General features: G+C 63.5%; 20 protein-coding genes. 6 read left to right on the plus strand and 14 right to left on the minus strand.

Annotated features, from left to right (window positions below; translation table 11 throughout):
* Nucleotides 1-34 precede the first annotated feature (34 nt).
* From RI032_RS00215 to RI032_RS00225, 3 genes are all read right to left on the minus strand, one after another.
* Nucleotides 35-346, minus strand: a complete 312-nt coding sequence (locus RI032_RS00215; RefSeq protein ID WP_322547674.1) for a hypothetical protein — start codon at nt 344-346, stop codon at nt 35-37.
* A gap of 253 nt (nt 347-599) precedes the next feature.
* Entirely contained in the window at nt 600-1,331 is a 732-nt protein-coding gene (locus RI032_RS00220; RefSeq protein ID WP_322547675.1) for a hypothetical protein, read from the minus strand.
* A gap of 104 nt (nt 1,332-1,435) precedes the next feature.
* Nucleotides 1,436-2,269 (minus strand): type 1 glutamine amidotransferase domain-containing protein, encoded by an 834-nt coding sequence (locus RI032_RS00225; protein ID WP_322547676.1) that lies wholly within the window; start codon nt 2,267-2,269, stop codon nt 1,436-1,438.
* A gap of 96 nt (nt 2,270-2,365) precedes the next feature.
* Between RI032_RS00225 and RI032_RS00230 the strand changes: the two genes are divergently transcribed.
* Both RI032_RS00230 and RI032_RS00235 read left to right on the plus strand, forming a co-directional pair.
* A complete protein-coding gene (locus RI032_RS00230) occupies nt 2,366-3,289 on the plus strand; it encodes a LysR family transcriptional regulator (protein ID WP_322547677.1) in 924 nt (307 codons plus the stop codon).
* Between the two features lie 544 nt (nt 3,290-3,833).
* Nucleotides 3,834-4,190 (plus strand): hypothetical protein, encoded by a 357-nt coding sequence (locus RI032_RS00235; RefSeq protein ID WP_322547678.1) that lies wholly within the window; start codon nt 3,834-3,836, stop codon nt 4,188-4,190.
* 106 nt (nt 4,191-4,296) lie between these two features.
* On the opposite strand, the gene RI032_RS00240 is transcribed toward RI032_RS00235, so the two are convergent.
* The 8 genes from RI032_RS00240 to moeB all read right to left on the minus strand — a co-directional run bounded on the left by RI032_RS00240 (nt 4,297) and on the right by moeB (nt 15,424).
* Nucleotides 4,297-4,851, minus strand: a complete 555-nt coding sequence (locus RI032_RS00240) for a hypothetical protein (protein WP_322547679.1) — start codon at nt 4,849-4,851, stop codon at nt 4,297-4,299.
* Between the two features lie 285 nt (nt 4,852-5,136).
* On the minus strand, nt 5,137-6,933 hold the full coding sequence (locus tag RI032_RS00245) for an RNA-dependent RNA polymerase family protein (protein ID WP_322547680.1): 1,797 nt from the start codon (nt 6,931-6,933) through the stop codon (nt 5,137-5,139).
* Nucleotides 6,934-7,289: 356 nt separating this feature from the next.
* Nucleotides 7,290-8,855 carry a glutamine-hydrolyzing GMP synthase gene (guaA, locus tag RI032_RS00250; RefSeq protein ID WP_005413109.1) on the minus strand — a complete coding sequence of 522 codons (1,566 nt, stop codon included), beginning with the start codon at nt 8,853-8,855 and terminating at the stop codon, nt 7,290-7,292.
* A complete protein-coding gene (locus RI032_RS00255) occupies nt 8,852-9,331 on the minus strand; it encodes a hypothetical protein (RefSeq protein ID WP_322548288.1) in 480 nt (159 codons plus the stop codon). Before RI032_RS00255 ends, guaA begins: the two co-directional genes overlap by 4 nt.
* A gap of 107 nt (nt 9,332-9,438) precedes the next feature.
* Nucleotides 9,439-10,896 carry an IMP dehydrogenase gene (guaB, locus tag RI032_RS00260; RefSeq protein WP_005416248.1) on the minus strand — a complete coding sequence of 486 codons (1,458 nt, stop codon included), beginning with the start codon at nt 10,894-10,896 and terminating at the stop codon, nt 9,439-9,441.
* Between the two features lie 327 nt (nt 10,897-11,223).
* Nucleotides 11,224-12,099: a bifunctional methylenetetrahydrofolate dehydrogenase/methenyltetrahydrofolate cyclohydrolase FolD gene (gene folD, locus RI032_RS00265; protein WP_111098732.1), complete on the minus strand. Its 876-nt coding sequence runs from the start codon at nt 12,097-12,099 to the stop codon at nt 11,224-11,226.
* A gap of 174 nt (nt 12,100-12,273) precedes the next feature.
* Nucleotides 12,274-14,106, minus strand: coding sequence for a monovalent cation:proton antiporter-2 (CPA2) family protein (locus RI032_RS00270; RefSeq protein ID WP_197654852.1), 1,833 nt, complete (start codon nt 14,104-14,106; stop codon nt 12,274-12,276).
* A 181-nt stretch (nt 14,107-14,287) separates the two neighbouring features.
* Complete coding sequence (moeB, locus tag RI032_RS00275) at nt 14,288-15,424, minus strand: molybdopterin-synthase adenylyltransferase MoeB (protein ID WP_322547681.1); 1,137 nt, start codon at nt 15,422-15,424, stop codon at nt 14,288-14,290.
* Nucleotides 15,425-15,513: 89 nt separating this feature from the next.
* Between moeB and RI032_RS00280 the strand changes: the two genes are divergently transcribed.
* The 4 genes from RI032_RS00280 (at nt 15,514) to RI032_RS00295 (ending at nt 19,149) form a co-directional block, all read left to right on the plus strand.
* On the plus strand, nt 15,514-16,329 hold the full coding sequence (locus RI032_RS00280; RefSeq protein WP_099559760.1) for an AraC family transcriptional regulator: 816 nt from the start codon (nt 15,514-15,516) through the stop codon (nt 16,327-16,329).
* A 74-nt stretch (nt 16,330-16,403) separates the two neighbouring features.
* Nucleotides 16,404-17,039 (plus strand): LysE family translocator, encoded by a 636-nt coding sequence (locus tag RI032_RS00285; RefSeq protein WP_100448379.1) that lies wholly within the window; start codon nt 16,404-16,406, stop codon nt 17,037-17,039.
* 94 nt (nt 17,040-17,133) lie between these two features.
* Complete coding sequence (locus RI032_RS00290) at nt 17,134-17,895, plus strand: lysine transporter LysE (protein WP_322547682.1); 762 nt, start codon at nt 17,134-17,136, stop codon at nt 17,893-17,895.
* A 291-nt stretch (nt 17,896-18,186) separates the two neighbouring features.
* Nucleotides 18,187-19,149, plus strand: a complete 963-nt coding sequence (locus tag RI032_RS00295) for an IS110 family transposase (protein ID WP_019336818.1) — start codon at nt 18,187-18,189, stop codon at nt 19,147-19,149.
* Nucleotides 19,150-19,227: 78 nt separating this feature from the next.
* On the opposite strand, the gene der is transcribed toward RI032_RS00295, so the two are convergent.
* From der to RI032_RS00310, 3 genes are read right to left on the minus strand one after another with little or no spacing between them, the layout of a single operon-like run.
* Nucleotides 19,228-20,625 carry a ribosome biogenesis GTPase Der gene (der, locus tag RI032_RS00300; protein WP_010484595.1) on the minus strand — a complete coding sequence of 466 codons (1,398 nt, stop codon included), beginning with the start codon at nt 20,623-20,625 and terminating at the stop codon, nt 19,228-19,230.
* 17 nt (nt 20,626-20,642) lie between these two features.
* Nucleotides 20,643-21,851, minus strand: a complete 1,209-nt coding sequence (gene bamB / locus RI032_RS00305) for an outer membrane protein assembly factor BamB (RefSeq protein WP_010484593.1) — start codon at nt 21,849-21,851, stop codon at nt 20,643-20,645.
* A complete protein-coding gene (locus tag RI032_RS00310) occupies nt 21,851-22,489 on the minus strand; it encodes a YfgM family protein (RefSeq protein WP_019338409.1) in 639 nt (212 codons plus the stop codon). The genes bamB and RI032_RS00310 overlap by 1 nt, the downstream gene beginning before the upstream one ends.
* Nucleotides 22,490-22,552 lie beyond the last annotated feature (63 nt).

Here is a 22,552-nt window from a genome sequence, read left to right on the forward strand (position 1 = left end):
CTTGCCAATCGGCGCTATTGATATCGCCGCGCAATCAGAAGAACAGACCCGCTCGATCAACGGTCGCCAGTGGATTGGCCTTCCGCACCGCCTCCAGGAACAGCAGGAAATCGCGGTTGAACAGCGTCAGGTTGTTGGTGAACGTCACGCACTTTCTGCCCGATGCTTTGCTGAAGCACACCTGCCAGACATAGCGCCCGTAGATCTTGTCGGACGTTCGTGTGACTGAGGTGATCTGCGAGAGCGGAACCGCCGTAGGCACCGGCCCACGTCGCAGGTAGAAGGACTCCGCATCAAAGAAGTAGTGCTCGCGATCCTCTTTGCCATCCACCATCACCAGGGTCATGGACGTACCGGAAATCCGGCGCGGGGCATGCAAACGCAGCCCCGACCTCACGGACGAGCGAGCAGTTACTGACATTCGCCGAAGGGTGAACCAGAGGATCACCAACGGAAGTGCCGCGAGGACAATGAAACCTACGGTCTTCAAAACAGTTTCCAGCGTGCTGGGCACACAGATCTCCAGGATGAACGTTCAGGCACTTGCAAGGCCCGAATAGATCCACGCCACGCGTGGATGCTCTGGCTTCAACGCCCCATCACTTCCAATGATCCGGCCCCAGGAACGGCAGGCTCAACACAAACACCGGCACCGCCACAGGGATCAACGCCGCGCCGAGCACCTTGCCCGCCGCCGAACCCACACCCGGCTTGTCCTCCCTCTCCGGCAGGATCCGCTGCGCCCGTGCACTGATCGGCTGTGCCAGCTTCCCTTTCTCCGCCAGCGCCGCAGCATCCGGCAACTTCACCCGCTCGCCGTCGCCCTCGAACAGCGCGCTGTAATAGCTGCCGCCCTTCCTTGAAAGATTGCAGGCCCGGTCAAACGCCAGCGCGTAACGGGTCCGGTCCATCGGCAGGTAGTAGCGCGCCCGCTCCTCCACGGCCTTGGCCTCACGCGAGGGGACCTCAATCCGCTCCAGCTTGAACTGCGCGGCCTGCTGCGCCGTCACCTGCTCCGGCCGCAGCAGCAGCGCATAGCTGCCGTGCACCTTGGCCTTGTTGGCCGAGTCGCGCCAATCCTCATGGAAGTACATCTGCGCGCAGGCCACCGCCTCGCGCAGCGGGCTGTCCATCAGCGCCCGGTACTCGCGGAACGGCGCGGCATTGAAGCGCATCGGCTCGTCATAGCGCGGCAGCAGGTACAGCTGGCCGTCGTCGGCCACGAACGCACTGGTGATTTCGCGGCTTGAGGCGTGCTCTTCCGGGCCACTGGCACAGCCGGACAGCAGGCCAAGGCACAGGGCGGAGAGAATGAAAAAAGACGTTCGCATGTCGTGTTGTAGGGCTTCCGTGGAAAACCGGCCCCGCCCGGAAGGACGAGGCCAGTTCGCCATGGTGCCACGGCACCGCATGCGGTGCAGAGCCCCGCCTTACTTCAACCGCCCACCAACCGCTGCCCCACCTCCAGCGCCGAAGCCGGGTTCTGCCCGGTAATCAACTCGCGGTCCACCACCACATGCCCCGTCCACGGCGTGGTGTTACTGCTGAACTTCCCCCCCGCCCGCTGCAACGCAGTCTGCGGGTAGAACTTCATCTCGCCACCACCCAGCAGCGGCTTGGCCTGCTCCTCTTCCTGGTTGCTGATCACCGTCATCTGGTAGCCGCTGTAGATCCACTTCGGCGTGGCCGGCATCGCACCCGCCTCCAGCTTCGCCACGAAACCCGCCGCATCCGGCAGCGTGGACAGCAGCGCAATCGGCCCGTGGCAGACCAGCGCGGTGGTCTTGTTGCGCTGGTGGAAGTCGGCCAGCAGCCGGCCCAGCGCCGGGCTCTTCAGCAGGTCCTGCATCGGCGCATGGCCACCGGGAATGTAAACCGCATCGAACCGCGCGTAACCCTGCTGCTCGATGCGCGCCAGGCTGACCACCGGCGAGGCCGTCGGCGAGGTCAGCGCCAGTTTCTCCAGTAGGTCCTTGTGCAGTTTGAGCTGCGCCGCATCGTTGCCGAAGTACGCCGGCGTCACCGAGGACGCATCCACCGTCGGCGCCCGCCCCTGCGGCGTGGCGAAGGTCACCTCGTGGCCCGCGTCCAACAGCAGCTTGACCGGCTGCATCAGCTCGTTGAGATAGAAGCCGGTGGACAGCACCTTGCCGTCCTTCAGGTCCAGGTGGTTTTCATCGGACAGCACCACCAGCACGTTGGCGGCATGCGCGCCGCTGGCGGCCAGGGTCAGGGCCAGCGCTGCGGCCAGCCGGGTCATCAGGTTCATGGGGAGCTCCTATCGGGGAATGGTGGCCACTTTATTCATCGCCCAAGCGGCGATAAATTGGCCCCATCGCAAAACATCTGTTCCCCGGAGAGCCAAATGAGTCGCAAGTTCGACTACTTGGGCGATGTGGAGGTGTTCCTGGCAGTGGTCGAGCACGGCTCGTTCACCGCCGGCGCGGTGGCGCTGTCCACCACGCCCTCGGTGCTGAGCCGCGCGGTCACCCGTCTGGAAGCGCGACTGGGCCGGCAGCTGCTGCAGCGGACCACCCGCCGCGTGGGCCTGACCGACGCCGGGCGGCTCTATCTGGAACAGGTGCGCACCGCCTTCGGCCTGCTGAACGATGCCGAGCGCGACGTACTGGCCCAGGACGGTGCGCTGGCCGGCCGCGTGCGCCTGAGCGTGCCCACCACCTACGGCCACTACCGGCTGCCGCCCGTGCTGGCGCGCTTTGCGCAGCAGTACCCGCAGGTGCAGGTGGAACTGAACATCACCAACCGCAACGTGGACCTGGTGGCCGAAGGCTTCGACCTGGCCATCCGCCTGGGCCAGCTGCCGGACAGCGGGCTGGTGGGGCGCAAGTTGGAAGATGCGCCTTTGGTGCTGGTGGCTTCGCCGGAGTACCTGCAACGCCGGGGGACGCCGCAGACGCTGGACGACCTGCAGCAGCACCTGTGCCTGCCGTTTGTGATGCCGCGCACCGGGCGGCTGGCCCCGTGGATCTTTCAGGACGACGGGCGCGATGTGGACTGGCTGCCGCGTTCGTCCATCGAGACCTCCGACGACGTGCTGGGCGTGGTCTCGCTGGCCGAACAGGGCATCGGCATCTGCCAGAGCTATGCGTTCATCGTGCGCGAGCGACTGCGGCGCCGGCAGCTGGTGGAAGTGCTGCCGCAGCTGCGCGGGAGATCGCGGCCGTTCTCGGTGATCTATGCGCCGCATCGGCGGCAGTCGGCGGCGGCGCGGGCGATGATTGAGTTGCTGGTGGGGAATGCGGGACCTACTGAGGATGGCGCTGGCTGAGGCCGCAAGGTTCGCTGGCGATGTCGGGTTTGAACCGCTTTTCGGGGTGTGCGGCTGATCGCGTGCCGTTGCCTGCCGAGTCGCACTAAGAACTGTTGCAAAGAAGGCCATCGCGCTATGCGCTTGTGGTGCGGGCGATTGCGCCACTTTGATTCGGTATCAACAGAGCAGCTGCGCGAATGCGTCTGCTGGCGTCGCGTGTCGCACGATTGGTGCGTGCAACAATAGTTCTTCGCTCTCGGATTCAGCGATTCCTTCGCGAATTTCTATTGGCATTCGAAGCGGCTGCGTAAACATCATGGCGCGCCACCGACAACGGGTGGCAGCGGGCGTCCAAACCCGAGACAGATAGTTGTTTACGCTTGCCCGTCGGCACCGTCCTTAACCGGTGCCGGCGGGCAATCCGTCGGCCTTTATGGCGGGCGGTGCGTGGGGGTCTTCGGACCCGCCGGTTATTGACAACTGTCTGTCCCGGTTTGGAACCCGCACCGTCCGCCACCTCTTCGCGGTGGCGCTGTTAAGCACAGCCACGGAAGCTGACGCCATGAACGAAGCCGACACCTTCTCTTCGTACACCGTTGTTGAACCCATCAACGACGACACTCCCCTGCCCGACCTGAACTCCCTCCTCGGCATCCTCAAGCGCATGCGCGGCTGCGAGGGAGCGGATGGTCACCCTTGGCCAGAAACCGACGTATCACCCGGCCGCCGCGTGAGCCTGGCGAGGACCGAGCGTGCGATAGTGGGGGCCCTGACGGTGCTGGAGCTGCTGCATGCGGCGGACCGCTGCCGGGTGGCAGCGGAGCCGGAGCGGCATTTGGATGAAGGGGTTGTGGATGGGCTGTTTCTGGCTTGCCGGGGGCTGGTCGAGTGGGCTTGCCGGGAGGTGAGGCCGGAGTGATTTTCACACCTAATGTGCCCCAGAGACACAATCTCGCTTCCAGAGGGGAACTTCGGAGTTGGGGGTAAAGCCGAACCGCTCGAAAAGGTCGAGCCGGAACAAATGGTTAGGCAGAATTACCCACCGGGAACTTTCCCTTATTGAAGTATCGTCGAAGTCGGTAGGCGCGAAACTCAATGCGATACCTTTGGATTAACTTAGGCTGCTGCCCATGGAAGTATGCGTGACAAATAGCAACATCCATTGACTCACGGAGATTGGTACCAAGAGCAAGCAAATTCTTTGTTCTCCGATCCGTGCGCTTGTCCTTCATGTGCGCAATATAAACAGGCATCCATTTAATCGTTCTGAATCCAGAATCCATCCCCCAGAGCGGGTATCGCGTTTTCAGCCTAATCTTGTCAATCTCTTTTGCAACCGCATCAGCTTGCGCTCGTGTAGCAGCAAAGCTCAAGTCCGTTTTGCATTGACTCATCTTTACAGATAGCGCAACAAGCTGATATAGCCTATTTCCCAGTTCGGTAAAATCTCCAGATAGAGCATTTCTTCTCGTAGTCCTTAGGTCGGAGAGCCTTGCAAGATGCGAGGAAACGAATAAGGCAATTATGGAAAACACAGCAGCAATGACAGCAGCGAACAGGGTTGCATCTTCTTGAGTCATCCCAAAATCTCCGACTTGTACATCACAATAGACTAGAGGGACACTAGATCACTGGGTCCGCACATAAGCATCCGCAGCCGCCCATTGTCCTCAGCATAAACATACCGCAGGATTTACTCTTATTTCGTGGAGCTAGACCACAGCATCAGATCAACAGAAATTCAAAAATTCAAAAATTCAAAAATTCAAAAATTCAAAAATTCAACACCCAACACCCAACACCCAACACCCAACACCCAACATCATTACCTTATTAGATAAGCGAAAAATTGAAAAAATCAATAATTAAGGCAAGTTCCTGACGCAATCAGAGACAAGCTTATTAATTGGAGAATTTTTCTCAAAGTATTTTAGCATTTGATTTCTTTTTGCTTTCGGCAAGGTTCTGGCCCCAATTGCACTTGCCCAAGAGGCCCAATTCGACGCCCCGGTCATCAATATGGCTTCACGAATCTCCTTCAGACCAAATGTTTGATCCGGAATTTCGAGAATCTTTGCCCGAACAATCTCCGAATCTGCCGCCATCTCATATACTCGCATAACGATGACACCAAAATCGTCAGTCTCCGAGAGATGATCCTCGGCTATTACAGCGATCCAGAATAGTTGATATTCCAACAGATGAGCCCTGCGCTCGACCAGCATCTTTCTAATGCCAACAGCGAGAGACTGCTTATCCTCAATCAATCCAACCACCTTATACAGCTGCTTGACAATATTTGGATATCGCCCGAGCAAAACCGGGACCGCCTCAACAAGTGACGAAGTATCCTCTAGCAGGACGGAGAGAATCCGCTCGACATCTTCCTCTTCGGCTCGCGAATCCATAAGAAGTTCAAATAATCTTTCCCGCTGATCAGCGGAAAGATGACCAGAGCTAATCTTCTTCGTGCCATTCTGAAAGCCCGCACCAACGGAGCGCCCAGCTTCCTCTTCCTCTTCCTCTTCCTCTTCCTCTTCCTCTTCCTCTTCCTCTTCCTCTTCCTCTTCCTCTTCCTCTTCCTCGTCCTCTTCCTCTTCCTCGTCCTCTTCCTCTTCCTCGTCCTCTTCCTCGTCCTCTTCCTCGTCCTCTTCCTCTTCCTCGTCCTCTTCCTCGTCCTCTTCCTCGTCCTCTTCCTCGTCCTCTTCCTCGTCCTCTTCCTCGTCCTCTTCCTCGTCCTCTTCCTCGTCCTCTTCCTCGTCCTCTTCCTCGTCCTCTTCCTCGTCCTCTTCCTCGTCCTCTTCCTCGTCCTCGTCCTCGAACTCGTCTTCGTCTTCGTCCTCGTCCATGTCGAAATCCACACCTGATCCCAAGTACCTAGACCTGGGTTCGGGATCAATGATGGAGTTAAGCTCCATCTTTATTTTTGAGAGCTTAGTATCCAAAGGCCTAACAGATCCGTCATAGGATGTTTTTGTCGGGTTTAGATTTAGCGCGACCTGTCCAAATAATTTTTGTATTAGGACAAAGTCCTTAACCAACACCTCACCACTATCATCGAAGAGGTGAATATCATCCATGAACCGAAGAGTCTTTGCGCAGCGCAGCTGACTATTACTCTCAATAAAATCGAGGAACGCGCTTCCAATCAACTTCGTTGGGTAAATCCCTTGCGGCAGACAGTCGATAGACCGTCCTCTGTTAGCTTCCCGAAGAAAACGAGTCATCGCCAGCGCATCTTCCTCAGCCAGCCCATCCAACTCAAGCAACCAATGACCAATATCATGGTGGTAGATAGAATTGAAATAGGAAGCAACGTCGAAACCTATGGAGTGGCCATACAAAACCTCCGCCAAAGAAACTTCGAAAGAGAACTCCTCGAAAGCCTTGTGAACTGAAACAGGGGACTGGCCTTCAAACTTGTAGCCAAACGACTGACGATTCGGCTTATCCGTCCGACCAAATACTGCTCTGTTTCTAAAAACGAAATCATAAACAAAGAAGGTCGCAACAGGATCTAAAACCGCAGTGCGCCTCAGGTGGTTTCGCGGCTTGGCGGCGTGAGCCTTAGTCTGCGCCAAGAACACAAAGTCCTTAAATTCACTCTTCTCAGAAAGTATTTTTTTAACAAAGTTATCTATGCCGGATGAATTATATTTCATCATCAACATATTTGTTTTTAGAGGAAACAACGATGCAGGGAAGTCAGCCTCAAAGAAACTCTGCAAATCTGCCGGCATTTCCTAATACCCCAATTTCTTGATATTTTACGCGATTGAACCACTATTGATGTAGAAGCCGCCCACCGTCATCTTCTTCACCTGCGAATTCAATCGAAATCTATATTTTCCGAAAGATCCCGCAATTTGCAGCGCCCCGCCATCAAGAGCGACTGCGCCACTTTTGTGCTCAATCACATCGACGCCTTAGCATAGCTCATTTAGACTTGCGCATTCTTCATTTGTAGCCGTTATGAGACGCAAAAAAGGGCGCCTCTCGGCGCCCTAGTTCTTTCAGCTCATTCCCACTCAATAGTCGCCGGCGGCTTCCCCGAGATGTCATAAACCACCCGCGACACCCCCCGCAACTCATTGATGATCCGGTTACTCACCGTCCCCAAGAACTCATACGGCAGATGCGCCCAGTGCGCCGTCATGAAGTCGATCGTCTCCACCGCCCTTAGCGCAATCACCCACTCATAAGCCCGCGCATCGCCCACCACGCCCACCGACTTCACCGGCAGGAACACGGCAAACGCCTGGCTGGTCTTGTCGTACAGATCCGCCTTGCGCAGCTCATCAATGAAGATGGCGTCGGCCTTGGCCAGCAGCTCGGCGTACTCGCGCTTCACTTCGCCCAGGATGCGCACGCCCAGGCCCGGGCCCGGGAACGGATGGCGGTAGACCATGGTGCGTGGCAGGCCCAGCTCAACGCCCAGGCGGCGCACTTCGTCCTTGAACAGCTCGCGCAGCGGCTCCACCAGGCCCAGCTTCATGTGCTCCGGCAGGCCGCCCACGTTGTGGTGGCTCTTGATCACGTGCGCCTTGCCGGTCTTGCTGCCGGCCGACTCGATGACGTCCGGGTAGATGGTGCCCTGCGCCAGCCACTTGGCGTTCTTCAGCTTGTTCGACTCTTCGTCGAAGATCTCAACAAACAGGTTGCCGATGATCTTGCGCTTGGCTTCCGGGTCGCTCACGCCTTCCAGCGCGGCGAAGTAACGGTCGGCGGCATTCACGCGCACCACCTTCACGCCCATGTGCTCGGCGAACATCGCCATCACCTGGTCGCCTTCCTGCCAGCGCAGCAGGCCGGTATCCACGAACACGCAGGTCAGCTTCTCGCCGATGGCCTTGTGCAGCAGCGCAGCCACCACGGACGAATCGACGCCGCCGGACAGGCCCAGGATCACTTCGTCATCGCCCACCTGTTCGCGCACGCGGGCGATCTGGTCGTCGATGATGTTGGCGGCGGTCCACAGGGTCTGGCAGCCGCACACATCCACCACGAAGCGGCGCAGCAGCGCCTGGCCCTGCAGGGTGTGGGTCACTTCCGGGTGGAACTGCACGCCGTACCAGCGCTTCTCTTCGTTGGCCATGGCGGCCACCGGAATGCGGTCGGTGGTGGCGGTGATGGTGAAGCCCGGCGGTGCAACGGAGACGTGGTCGCCGTGGCTCATCCAGACATTCAGCTTCGGCTCGCCGCCGTGGTCGCTCAGGCCCTTGAACAGTGCATCCGGGTTGATCACGTTCACTTCGGCGTGGCCGAATTCGCGCTGATCCGCCGCTTCGGTGGCACCGCCCAGCTGCGCGGCCAGGGTCTGCATGCCGTAGCAGATGCCGAAGATCGGCAGGCCGCTGTCGAACACTTCCTGCGGCGCGGCCGGCGCACCCGGCAGCGTGGTCGATTCCGGGCCACCGGACAGGATGATGCCCTTGGCGCCGAACGCGGCGATCTCGGCCGGGTTGTGGTCCCACGCCCAGATTTCGCAGTAGACGCCCAGCTCGCGGATGCGGCGGGCGATCAGCTGCGTGTACTGCGCGCCGAAATCGAGGATGAGGATCTTGTCGTTATGGATGTTGGTCATGGTGCCGTTCCAGTGGTGTTTTTCGCAGTGCCCGGCGCTTCAAGGCTCTGCGTCAGCGTGGCGATGAACGCCTCGCGTTGTTGAATATGTGAGGAGTCTTCCTCGTCCCAGCGCAGCATCAGCAGGCCCTGTGGCGCCTGCCGGTTGTTGGGGTCAGCGCGCGGCAGATCCGCGACTTCCTGCACTTCGGTGCCAGGCACGAAACGCCGTTGCAGGGCGCGCATGGGGTAGCCGGGTTGTTCGGGGTCGCCCCATGCGACGAAGCGCACGTTCATCCGGCTCGGCTCCAGCGGCCCCAGCTCTGCGATCACCCTGGGATCTTCAAAGAGGTGGCCCAGTCCGGTAACGCACTGCAGGATCACCTGCAGCGGGCGCACACCCGTGCCTTTCAGCAGCCAGCGCTGCTCACCGGCGGCCTCCATGCGCCAGCCTTCCGGCAGGGAGAATGAATTCTGGCACTTCTGCACGTCCTGCAATTGCGAAACCGCCGCGCCCGGAGACCCGGAGCGCGGCGGCGGTTCGGACACCGAACAGCCTGCCATCAGCAGGCTGCCCGTAATCGCAAGAGCAGTTCGCAAGCGCATCAGGCGCGGTAGTTCGGCGGCTCTTTGGTGATGGTCACGTCGTGGACGTGGCTCTCACGCTGGCCGGCGCCGCTGATCTTCACGAACTTGGGCTTGCTGCGCATGTCTTCGATGGTGGCGCAGCCCACGTAGCCCATGGTGGCGCGCAGGCCGCCCATCAGCTGGTGGATGATGCCGCCCACCGGGCCGCGATACGGCACGCGGCCTTCAATGCCTTCCGGCACCAGCTTGTCGGCGGTGGCGGCGTCCTGGAAGTAGCGGTCCTTCGACCCCTTCTCCATGGCAGCCAGCGAACCCATGCCGCGGTAGCTCTTGTACGAACGGCCCTGGTACAGTTCGGTCTCGCCCGGCGATTCCTCGGTACCGGCCAGCAGGCCACCAACCATGATGGTCGAGGCACCGGCGGCCAGCGCCTTGCCGATGTCGCCCGAGTAGCGGATGCCACCGTCGGCGATCAGCGGGATGCGGTCCTGCAGCGCTTCGGCCACCAGGTCGATGGCGGTCACCTGCGGCACGCCGACGCCGGCGACGACGCGGGTGGTGCAGATCGAGCCCGGGCCGATGCCGACCTTCACGGCGTCCGCGCCGCTGTCCAGCAGCGCCAGTGCGGCTTCGCCGGTGCAGATGTTGCCACCGATGACCTGCACGTTCGGGAAGTTCTTCTTGACCCAGCTGACGCGGTCCAGCACGCCCTGCGAGTGGCCGTGCGCGGTATCGACCACGATCACGTCCACGCCGGCGGCGACCAGCGCTTCCACGCGGCGATCGGTATCGCCACCCACGCCGACGGCAGCGCCGACCAGCAGGCGGGTCGACAGATCCTTGGCAGCGTTCGGGAAGTCGGTGTTCTTCTGGATGTCCTTGACGGTGATCAGGCCACGCAGTTCGAACGAATCATTGACCACCAGCACCTTTTCGATGCGGTTGCGGTGCAGCAGCTGCAGCACTTCGTCAGACGCGGCGCCTTCCTTGACCGTGATCAGGCGATCCTTCTTGGTCATGATGTGGCGGACCGGATCGTCCAGCTCGGTCTCGAAGCGCATGTCGCGGTGGGTCACGATGCCGGCCAGCTGGCCGTCGCTGCCCACCACCGGCACGCCGGAGATGTTGTGCGCCTGGGTCAGGGCCAGCACGTCGCGGATGGTGGTTTCCGGGCCGACGGTGATCGGGTCGCGGATGACGCCGGCCTCGAACTTCTTGACCTTGGCCACTTCCGCGGCCTGCTGTTCCAGGCTGAGATTCTTGTGGATGATGCCCATGCCGCCGAGCTGGGCCATGGCGATGGCCAGACGGGCTTCGGTGACGGTATCCATGGCGGCGGACAGGATCGGAAGCTTCAGCTTCAGGTCTCGGGTCAACCGCGTTTCGAGGTTGACGTCCTTGGGCAGGATGGTCGAGTGGGCGGGGACGAGCGAGACGTCGTCGTAAGTGAGTGCTTCAGCCTGGATGCGCAGCATCGGCATACCCGAGATGTGGGGAAGCGCGACATTTTACCCTGTTTTCGCGCCGCGTGGCAGGGGGTAGATGCGACGCAGTGTCGCGCGGGCGGTGATTGGTTCAGGGGGGTTTGGTTGGGTGCCAACCTTGGTTGGCACAACCCGTCCGGCACCGGTACCCCAGATGGGCCGATGGCCCCGACGGATGTGTGCCAACCAAGGTTGGCACCTACCAGGAGCGGGTCGCCGGGAATCGCGGGGCATCAATGCAACCCCGGTAGCGCCGGGCCATGCCCGGCGAGCGCAGCGGCGCCGCAAACATCCGCCGGGCATGGCCCGGCGCTACCCTCAGGAGGCTTCCGCCGCTTCCAGGGTGTTCTGCATCAACGTAGCCACGGTCATCGGGCCGACACCGCCCGGCACCGGGGTGATCCAGCTGGCCCGCTGGGCAGCCGCTTCAAACCCAACATCGCCCACCAAGCGGCCGTCATCCAAGCGGTTGATGCCCACGTCGATCACCACCGCGCCCGGCTTCACCCATTCGCCCGGCACGATGCCCGGGCGGCCCACCGCCACCACCAGGATGTCGGCGTTGCGCACGGCCTGTTCCAGCACGTCCTTGGGGGTGAACTTGTGGCAGCTGGTCACGGTGCAGCCGGCGATCAGCAGCTCCAGGCCCATCGGGCGGCCGACGTGGTTGCTCACGCCCACGATGGTGGCGTTGCGGCCACGCACCGGCTGGTCGGTGTGGCCCAGCAGCGTGGTGATGCCGCGCGGGGTGCACGGGCGCAGGCCGAACTCGCGCAGGGCCAGGTGGCCGACGTTTTCCGGGTGGAAGCCGTCCACGTCCTTGCGCGGGTCGATGCGCTGGATCAGCCGGCGCGCGTCGGGGATGCCCGGCAGCGGCAGCTGGATCAGGATGCCGTTGATCTTCGGATCGGCGTTGAGCTGGTCGATGAGGTCGAGCAGCTCGGCCTCGGTGGTACCGGCCGGCAGATCGTAGTCATGCGCCTCGATGCCGACCTTCTCGGCGGCACGGCGCTTGTTGCGCACGTACACGGTCGAGGCCGGGTCGCCACCGACCAGCACCACGGCCAGGCCCGGACGGCTGCCACCGGCGGCCACGCGGGCGTCGACGCGCACCTTCAGGCTGTCGAGCAGGTCCTCGGCGATACGGCGGCCATCGAGGATGCGGGCAGGATGCGGGGCGGCGGAATCAGTCATCGGGAGCAGGCGTGGGGCGGCGGGGACGCTATTGTCCCTGATTCAGGCCCCCTCGCCCACCGCCACGGCACCGATCCGCCCGCCCTTGTAGAGCCGAGCCTGCGCTCGGCTTACGCGCGCACCGGGGGGGTCCATCGCAATTTGGCCGAAGAGCAGCCGAGCATGGGCTCGGCTCTACTCTTCCTCTTCCGGCACATCCTGCGGGTTCAGTGTCTTGCTCTCCCGCTTCGGCGCGGTGAACGGCGTCGGCGTCGGCACGCCCTGCGGGCTGTTGCCGTAGATCATCCGCGCGCCGGCATTCAAACCACCACCGGCAATTTCCAGCTCGAAGCGCTCGGCATCGCGGCGACGGATCTGCTCGGCAATCTCCACCGCATCGTCTTCGTCCGCACCCAGCTCCACCAGCGCGGCCTGGCCGAACAGCACCGCCGACTCGAACGTCTCGCGGATCTGGAAATCGACGCCGGCATGAATCAACCGCAGCGAATGCTCGCGGTCGAACGAGCGCACCATCAGCTTGGCCTGCGGGAACTCGTGCGACACCAGCTCAACAATGCGATCAGCCGCCTCGGCCTTGTCCACGCACACCGCAATCGCACGTGCGGTGGCCGCGCCCGAAGCATGCAGCACATCCAACCGCGTGCCGTCGCCGTAATAGATCTTGAAGCCGAACCGCGCGGCGCTCTGGATCATCTCCACATCGTTGTCGATGATGGTCACGTCCACGTCGCGCGCCAGCAGCGACTGGCTGGCAACCTGGCCGAAGCGGCCGAAGCCGATCAGCAGCACGCTGCCGGACAGGCCCTCGGCCTCGTCCACGCCGTCCATGTTCACCGTCGGCTTCGGCGCGATGCGCTTGTAGAGCAGCACCACCAGCGGCGTCAGCGCCATCGACAGCACCACCACGGCAGTGAAGTTGGCATTGATCTCCAGGTTGATCACGCCGGCCGATGCCGCGGCGGAGAACAACACGAAGGCGAACTCGCCGCCCTGCGCCATCAGCACGCCACGGTCCAGCGCCTGCGCGTGGTCGCTGCCCATGATGCGCGCGACCACATAGATGCACAGCGCCTTGGCCGCCATCAACGCCAGCACCAGGCCCAGGATCAGCTGCCAGTTGCCCGCCACCACGCCCAGGTCCAGCGCCATGCCCACGCTGAGGAAGAACAGGCCGAGCAGGATGCCGCGGAACGGTTCGATGTCCGCTTCGATCTGGTGGCGGAAGGTCGATTCGCTCAACAGCACGCCGGCCAGGAACGCGCCCATCGCCATCGACAGGCCGGACAGCTGCATCAGCAGCGCTGCACCCAGTACCACCAGCAGCGCGGCGGCGGTCATCACCTCGCGCGCCTTCGATTCGGCCAGCACGCGGAACAACGGGTTGAGCAGGAAGCGGCCGACCAGCACCAGGCCGACGATGGCACCGACGCCGATCGCCACCGACAGCCAGCGCGAACCCTCGCCATCGGCACTGCCCGCACTGGGGCCCATCCAGGCCACCAGCGCCAGCAACGGCACGATCAGCAGGTCTTCGAACAGCAGGATGGAGACGATCTTCTGCCCCGACGGCAGCGCGATGTCACCGCGCTCGGCCAGCAGCTGCATCACCACCGCGGTGGAGGTGAGCACGAAGCCGGTGGCGCCGATGAAGGCCACCTGCCACGGCAGGCCGAACAGCTTGGCGATGCTGGTCAGCACCAGCGCGCAGGTGGCGATCTGCAGCGTGCCCAGCCCGAAGATTTCCTTTCGCAGGCTCCACAGGTGCGAGGGCCGCATTTCCAGGCCGATCACGAACAGGAACATCACCACGCCGAGTTCGGCGGTATGCAGGATGGCCTGCGGGTCGGAGAACCAGCCCAGCCCGAACGGTCCGATCGCCAGGCCAGCGGCGAAGTAGCCCAGCACCGAGCCCAGGCCGGCCCGGCGGAACAAAGGCACCATCACCACCGCCGCGCCCAGCAGGGCGACGACCTTGACCAGCTCGCTGGTCGCTGCTTCTACCGCCATGCGGTGTTTTCCCCAAGATCCAGAATCGGGTTCAACAATAGAGCAATGCCGATGACGGCAATAGCACGCATGTTGCGCCGGATTGTCTTGGAGGTGGAACGATGATGGGAGCGATACCCAGCATCATCCCGAAACCAGACACATTCATCCACGCATGGCGTGGATCAATCCCCGGCCGGGGTTACCCACCCCGGCAGAACGCGGCGTAATCGATATACCCCGGGAACGGCACGCCCGGCGCACACACCGGGCAATGCGGGTCCGGCCGGATGCCGGTCTCGCGGAAGCGCATGCCCAGCGCATCGAAGCGCAGCAGCCGCCCCACCAGCGGTTCGCCGATGCCCAGCAGCAGCTTCAGCACCTCGGTGGCCTGCAGCACGCCGGCCAGGCCAGGCAGCACACCCAGCACCCCGGCCTCGGAACAGTTCGGCGCGAACTCCGGCGGCGGCGGTTCCGGGAACAGGCAGCGATAGCACGGTGCCACGCCACGCTGGCGACCGGCATCAAACACGCTGACCTGGCCGTCGAAGCGCTCGATGGCGGCATACACCAGCGGCTTGGCGTGCTTGATGCAGGCGTCGTTGAGCAGGTAGCGCAGCGGGAAGTTGTCCGACCCATCCAGCACCACGTCCACGCCCTCCAGCAGCGCATCCACGTTCTCGGAGGTGACCCGCTCGGGCACGGCCTCGACCTCGATCGACGGGTTCAGCGCCAGCAACCGCTCGCGCGCCGAATCAACCTTGAACTGTCCGACGCTGGCTTCGGTATGCACGATCTGCCGATGCAGGTTGCTGCGCTCCACGCGGTCGTGGTCGGCGAAGCGCAGGCGCCCCACCCCCGCGGCGGCCAGGTAGAAGCCGGCCGGGGCACCCAGCCCGCCCGCGCCCAGCACCAGCACGCGCGACTGCTGCAACCGGCGCTGGCCGGCCTCGCCTACCTGTGGCAACAGCAGGTGCCGCGAATAACGGTCGTAGAAGTCGCGGTCGGCGGCGCTGGCCAGCGGCTGCACCAGCGGTAGCGACTGCTCGCGCCAGGCCACGGTGCCGCCCGTCACGGAAGCGACGTTTGTGTAGCCGGCCTCCAGCAGGAACTGCGCGGCATCGACCGAGCGCTTGCCGCTCTGGCAGATCAGCAGGATCTCCTGGTCGTGCCGCGGCAGATGCGCGGCCGGGTTGGCCTGCAGCTCGCCCTTGGCCACGCCGCGCGCGCCCTCGGCCATGCCTCCGGCCCGTTCGTGGGCCTCGCGCACATCGATCAGCACCGCGCCGTGGGCCAGGCGCTCGCACGCCTGCGCGGGGGAAAGCTCTTGGATGCTCATGGCCGCATTATCGCGCAGACACCTTCGCCGCGCCTTGCCCCGAACATGGCACCATGCGGGCGTTGCCCCCTGCATCCCGGAACCGCTGCATGCGCTCTGCCACCGAATTCTGGCGTGACCCGCGCATGCCCTTCGTCGAAAGCCGACGGGCGTGCGACAGCCGCGCCTGCCATCGCCCGCACAGCCATGACACCTTCTCGATCGGCGCCGTGGACGCCGGCAGCAGCCTGTTCACCGGTGCTGTGGAAGGACCGCGCCTGCTGCAGCCTGGCAGCCTGGTCGGCGTACCTGCAGGCCGCGTGCATGCCTGCAACCCCCTGCCCGGCCAGGTCTGGAGCTACCAGATGCTGCATCTGGACGCGCGCTGGATGGCCGAGGTCCGCGCTGAGTATGACGACCTGCCCGAACCCGACTGGCAGCAGGAACCGATCCGGATTTCCAACCATCGCGCGCGCTACCAGCAGTACTGCCAGCTCAACCAGACGCTGTTCTCCGACGATCCGGTCAGCGTCAAGGAAGCGGCCCTGATCGCGTTCGTCGGCGATCTGGATGAACACGATGGTGTAGCCGTGGCTGGCCCGCCTGAAGATGCCGCATTACAGCAGCGGCTGCAGCCGGTGATGGACGTTCTGCGCCAGCGGCTCGAACACACCCCGGCCCTGCAGGAGCTGGCATCGCTGGCAGGCATGAGCCGCTACCAGCTGATCCGCGCCTTCCGGCGTGCCACGGGCCTGACCCCGCACGCCTGGCAGATCGACCAGCGCATCCAGGAGGCCCGGCGGCGGCTGTGCGAAGGGCAGGCACTGGCCGTGGTCGCCCATGCATTGGGGTTCGCCGACCAGAGCCATTTCCAGCGGGTCTTCAAGGCCCACGCCGGTGCGACCCCGGGCCAGTACCGGCGCTGAGCCTGCAATAACGTTCAATACCATCGCGCGGCGCATCCCCACACTGGCGCCCCCGCCAGCCGCCGCCGGACCCGATGGAACAGTTCCTGGTCATCGCCACCGTACATTTTCTCGCCCTGCTCTCACCCGGCCCCGACTTCTTCCTTGTTGCGCGCACTGCGATCACCTCTGGCTGGCGCACCGCCAGTGGCGCCTGCGCAGGCATCGCCCTCGGAAATGGCGTCTTCATCGTGGCCGCCTTCACCGGAATGGCCATGCTGCGCGCAGGTAGCGCAGGGTTCATTGCGGTGCAGTTGGCGGGCTGCGGGTTCCTGCTGTACCTCGGCACGCTGTTCCTGCGCCATGCGGGTTCGACGACGCTGCAGGCATCTGACGCTGCCGCCGGATCGCGAGCGGACGGTGCCCACGGATGGTGGAAGGCGGCAGGGCTGGGCGCCCTGTCTGCGCTGCTGAACCCGAAGAATGCGCTGTTCTACGCAACGTTGGCGGCAATGCTCAACGGTCCGCAGGCCAGCACCGCAACGAAGTTCTTCTATGGCGCGTGGATGTTCGGCATCGTCCTGCTATGGGATCTGCTGGTAGCCGCGCTGGTCGGCCACCCGTGGGTGCTGGGCCGATTCGCACGCGCCCTGCCCTGGCTGGAGCGCGCCGCAGGGCTCCTGATGATTGCGCTGGCGCTATGGATCGTCGTGTCGCTGTGGGTGGGCTGATACCGGCGATTCGCGCCTGTCGCAATAGCGTTCAATACGGCGCGTCCGCACCAGCCCACACTCGGCACTTTCTGTAGGTCGGTGGCAGGTTTACGTGCAGCAGTTCTTCATCGTCGCGGTGCTGTACGGCTTCGCCATGCTCCTGCCTGCTTCCAATCACGCGAAGATCCTGCGCACCGCAATGGGCGCGGGCGGGCACGCCGCCATGGCCGCGTCGTTCGGTTTCGCCATCGGTACGGGCGTCATCTGCGCCACGGCTTTCGTTGCAGCGGCCATGCTGGGAAACCGCGGCCTGTGGACGCTGGCGATGCAGTGCACGGGCTGCCTCCTGCTGTTGCGCCTGGCGGGCATGTGCCTGCGCGATGCCGGGCTGACCACCCTCTCTCCGCTTTCCCTGCAGATGCCCTGGGGCCTGAGGGCCCGCTCCCGTTGGCCGCACGCGGAGGCTGGATGCCTGTTGGCGCTCGCCAGCACCAGCAACTGGATGCTGCAGTTCGCGGTGGCTGCCCTGCTTACCGGCCTCGTTGCCGACACTGGCACCAAGGCCGCTTACGTGGCCGGCCTGAGCGGCGTCGCGCTGTCGCTCGGCCTGCTGATGGCATGGCTCGGCAGCCATCTGCGCTGGGCACGGAGGTATTGCCGACTCCTTCCGTGGCTGGAGCATGCCGCAGGCCTGGTGACCGGGGCGGTGTCGGTGGCGTACCTGGCAGGAGCATTGGGTACCACCCTGGTCTGGGCAAGCATCACGGGGCAGGCGCGGCTGCCGGAATCGATGATGGCCGCACCCCGCAGCATCCCATGCGCCTTGCCACATTGCCGCGCACGTCGCGGCGGTCGCCCAGATCGAGATCTGTAGAGCCGAGCCCATGCTCGGCTGACGCACGCAGCGCGCCTCGTCAATCCGCGAAAAGCAGCCGAGCATGGGCTTGTATGTTCCTCCCGGCTCCTACGAGGTATGTAGGAGCCAGGGTGGAGGGACCGTCAACATGATATCTGCGGGTACCAGCCGACAGACGAGCCGAGCGATCCCCATCCCGCACCTTAACGTCGATAAGGGATCTAGCGGCCTTTGAGGACCGCCGATGTAGGCAAGCCAACGTGGTGCGGTACCACCCCAGCCCCTCAACAATAGCTGGGAGTTGCGCAGATGTCAGATCGTTTGGCCTTCGGCATCGATGCCGATTCAAAGACCCTTGTGGTGGCCCATCACGGCACCAAGGGCAGCGCCCGCATCACCAATTCAGCGTCGGCCATCACTAAGTGGGTGTCCGCCCTGCCGGCCAGATCTCGCATTGGAGTGGAGGCAACCAATCGCTACCACGAGCTTGTGGTTCAGGCTGCCCAGAAGGCCGGTCACGCCGTCTTTGTGCTCAATCCGCGCGACATCAAACATTACGCCAAGGGCGTGGCCTGCCGCGGCAAAACCGACTCAGGTGACGCGCAGGTTATCGCGCGTTACATCGCTAAGGAGGCCGACAATCTGCATGAGCATGTCGCCCGTTCACCTGCGCAGGAGCAGCTGCATGTGCTACTCCAGCAACGCGACAGCCTGGTCCGGAGCAAGGCGAAGTTGAATCTCTCGCTAGGCGCGGGAGCGTCGGAGTCGGCCATCTTTGGGCGCATCTTCGGTGGTCTGAAAGAGGCCATTGCCATGCTCGACCAACAGATTCAGCAACTGTGCCGCAGCGGCGAACAGCGCGACCTGTATCGGCGGATCATGACCATCCCGGGGATCGGACCGACGGTTGCGGCCTTTATCACCCATCACATCACGCGCTGGCCCTTGACCAGCTCAGACGCTTGGATTGCCTGCAGCGGTCTGGATCCGCGACCCAACGAATCCGGTGCGCGGATCGGCAGACGGCGCCTGTCCAAGCGTGGCAACGCCAGCCTGCGCCAGATCCTCTACATGGCGGCCATGGGCCTGACCCGATCCAAAGGCGGTAAAGCCCTTTATACGGCCATCCGCGAACGTGGTCACAGCAGTACCGCCAGCTTTAACATCCTGGCCAGAAAGCTGGCCAGGATCGCTTGGGGGGTCTTTAAAAGCGGTCGGGACTTTGACCCCGCCATGCTGAAAGTGGGTCAAGCCTGCTTCCAGCAGGCTTGACCGCGAACATAGGATCTCGGCTCTACAGACCGGTTCGCCGCAACGAAAAAGGCGGCCCTGCGGCCGCCTCCCCGTGAATCACTTGCCCTTGACGTGCTTCATCAAGCGCCGCTTGGCCTTGACCTGCCGCTCGGTGAGGACGTTCTTCTTGCCCTCGTACGGGTTGGTACCCTCGCGGAAGATGAAGCTCACCGGCGTGCCGATCAGCTTGAAACGCTTGCGGAAGAAGTTCTCCAGGTAGCGCTTGTAGGATTCCTGCAGCTCCTTCAGGCGCGTGCCGTGCACGATGAATGTCGGCGGATTGGAGCCGGCCGGGTGCACGTAGCGCAGCTTGGAGACGTGGCCGCGGATGGTCGGCGGCGGATTGGTCTCGTAAGCCACTTCCAGCGCCTTGTTCACTTCGCTGGTGGTGAAGGTCTTGTTCGCCGATTCGTGAGCACGGTGCACCGCACGGAACAGCTCACGCAGGCCCGAGCCATGCTTGGCCGAGATGCGGACCGATTCAGCCCACGGCACGAAGCCCAGCTTCAGCGACAGCATGGTTTCCGCCTGCTCGCGCTGGTACTCGGTCAGGCCGTCCCACTTGTTGATGGCGATCACCAGCGCGCGGCCGGCGTCGAGCACGGCACCGAGCACGGTGGCGTCCTGGTCGGTCACACCTTCGGTGGCGTCGAGCATCAGCACGGCCACCTGGCACTGCTCGATCGACTGCATGGTCTTGACCACCGAGAACTTCTCGACGACCTCGTCCACGCGCGAACGACGGCGCAGGCCGGCGGTATCGATCAGGCGGTATTCGCGGCCGTCACGCTCCAGGTCCACCGCGATCGAGTCGCGGGTGGTGCCCGGCACGTCGGAGGCGATCATGCGCTCCTCGCCGAGAATGCGGTTGACCAGCGTCGACTTGCCCACGTTCGGGCGGCCGACGAAGGCGATGCGGATGCGGTTCGGATCGTTGTCCAGCTCTTCGCCGCTGCCTTCTTCCGGCAGGCGCTGGACCACTTCGTCCAGCAGGTCGTCCAGTCCCTGGCGGTGCGCAGCCGACACGGTCAGCATCTCGCCGAAGCCGTAACGGGCGAACTCCGAACGCACGGTGTCCTCGTCGGTGCCGTCGATCTTGTTGATCAGAAGCAGCGTCGGGCGCGACAGCTTGCGCAGCCAGGCCAGGATCTCGTCGTCCATCGCCGACGTACCCTCACGGGCGTCAACCACGAACAGGATCAGGTCGGCTTCCGCCGCAGCGGCGCGGGCCTGGCGGGTGGTAGCCCCTGCCAGACCCTCTTCCTCTTCCGCGATACCGCCGGTATCCACGACGAGGAAATGGTTGTCCTCGTCGAGGCGGCAGACGCCGTAGTTGCGGTCGCGGGTGACGCCGGGCTGGTCATGGACCAGCGCGTCACGGGTGCGCGTAAGCGCATTGAAAATAGTCGACTTGCCGACATTCGGCCGTCCAACCAGGGCGACCAAAGGCAGCATCGCGATTACTCCAATTTTTAATTTGCCAACCGGAAGGCGGTCAGCTTGCCATCAACGTTCTGCACCAGCAGCACCCCGTCTACGACGACCGGCTGGGCCAGCAGCGCGTCGCCGCCACTTTTCGCCCGTGCCGCCATCGCACCATCGGAGGTCTGCAACCAGTGCACGTATCCCTTGTAGTCGCCGACCACGACGTAGTCGCCGTGCAGTGCCGGACCGGTCAGCGAGCGACGGGCCAGTGCGGTCTGCGACCACATCGCTGCGCCGCTGGCCTTGTCCAGGCCGAACACGCCGCCCTTGTTGTCGGTGACGAACACATTGCCAGACGAGACCGCCACACCACCGGCACCGCCATGGTCGCGCGCCCACAGCGGGCGACCGGTCGGGCCTTCGATGGCCATCGTCTGGTTCTTGAAGCTGCTCACGAACAGGGTGTTGCCATCCAGCACCGGCGCGCCGTCGACATCGGCCATGCGCTCCAGCTCGGTACGGCCTTCACCGTTGCCCACGTTCTGTTCCCACAGGGTGCGGCCATCCTGCTGGGCCAGGGCGGCAACCGCGCCCTCGTCCTTGCCGATGAACAGCACGCCCGGGCCGGTCACCACCGGCGCGTTGCCACGCACGGTCAGTGCCGGCAGCTCGCTCGGGTTGAACCACTTCTGGGTGCCGTTGCCGGCATCGAACGCGGTAATGCGGCCGTCATTGCTGCGCACGTAGACCGCGCCCTGGGCGATGGCCGGCGCGGCGATGACTTCACCCGGAACACGGGCGCGCCACTTCTCGCTGCCGTCGTTGATGTCCAGGGCGATGACCTGGCCATCCAGCGTGCCGATCACGACCAGGTTCTCACCGACCCCCGGGCCGCCGGACAGGCGCAGCTTGGCCTTCTTCTTTTCCTTCTTCGGCTCCCAGGTCCAGACCTTCTTGCCGGTCTGCAGGTCGATGGCGTGCACGCCACCGGTGAGCGCCGCAGCGAAAACGTGGCCGTTGGCCACCGCCGGGCCCTGGCGCACGCCGATGCGGCGCTCGCCCTTGCCGAGGTTGACCGACCAGGCCTTGTTGACCTTCAGGGTCGGCTCGAACTTGACCAGCTCAGCCGGTTCCTGTGCCTTCTTCGCGGCCGCGTCCTTGCCGGCGAACCAGCCCTTCACGGTGCTGCAGCCGCTCAGGGCCATGCCCATCAGGAGCACGGTGGCGACGCGGGTGATCATGACCTTCTGACTCATCAAACCGACTCCGCAGGGGCGGCAACGGTGCCGCCGGCGTCCATAACCTTGGTTTCCAGCAGGCGCCGCTGCGGCGCTGCCACGTCCAGCGACTTCAGCGCTTTTTCGTACTGGCTCCGGGCGTCATCGCGCTTGCCCTGCGCCATCAGCGCGTCGCCATGGATTTCCAGGCTGCTGCTGTCGGTGGCGCTGCCCAGCAGCTTGATCGCCTCGTCACTCTTGCCGGTGGCCACCAGCAGGCGGGCCACACGCTGATCGACCACGCGCTGCAGGTCACCTTCGACCTTCACGCCGCGCAGGGTGGCCAGGGCTTCTTCGTTCTTGCCGGCGTCGACCTGGGCCTTGGCCAGCTGCAGCGCCGCGAGGTCGCCGTAGATGCTGGACGGGCCGGCTTCGAGCGCCTTGACCGCCTTGGCGGCGTCGTCGAGCTTGTTCTGCTGCAGGCCAACGAGCGCCTTCTGGTACTCGACATTGGCCGAGGCCAGCTTGCCGCCCTGATCCTTCTGGTACCACTGCCAGCCGGCAATGGCACCGATGGCGATGACTACGCCACCGAGGATGCTGGCGCCATTCTTCCGCAGCCAGCTGCGGACGCGTTCACTTTGTTCGTGCTCGTCGAGCAGATCGTCGATCGCCATGCGTACTCTCGCCCCGCCCATCGGGAGGGACCATTGGGATTAATCGAAGGTGGTGAAACCGCG

Source organism: Stenotrophomonas geniculata (genome assembly GCF_034508895.1).
GTDB lineage: Bacteria > Pseudomonadota > Gammaproteobacteria > Xanthomonadales > Xanthomonadaceae > Stenotrophomonas > Stenotrophomonas geniculata.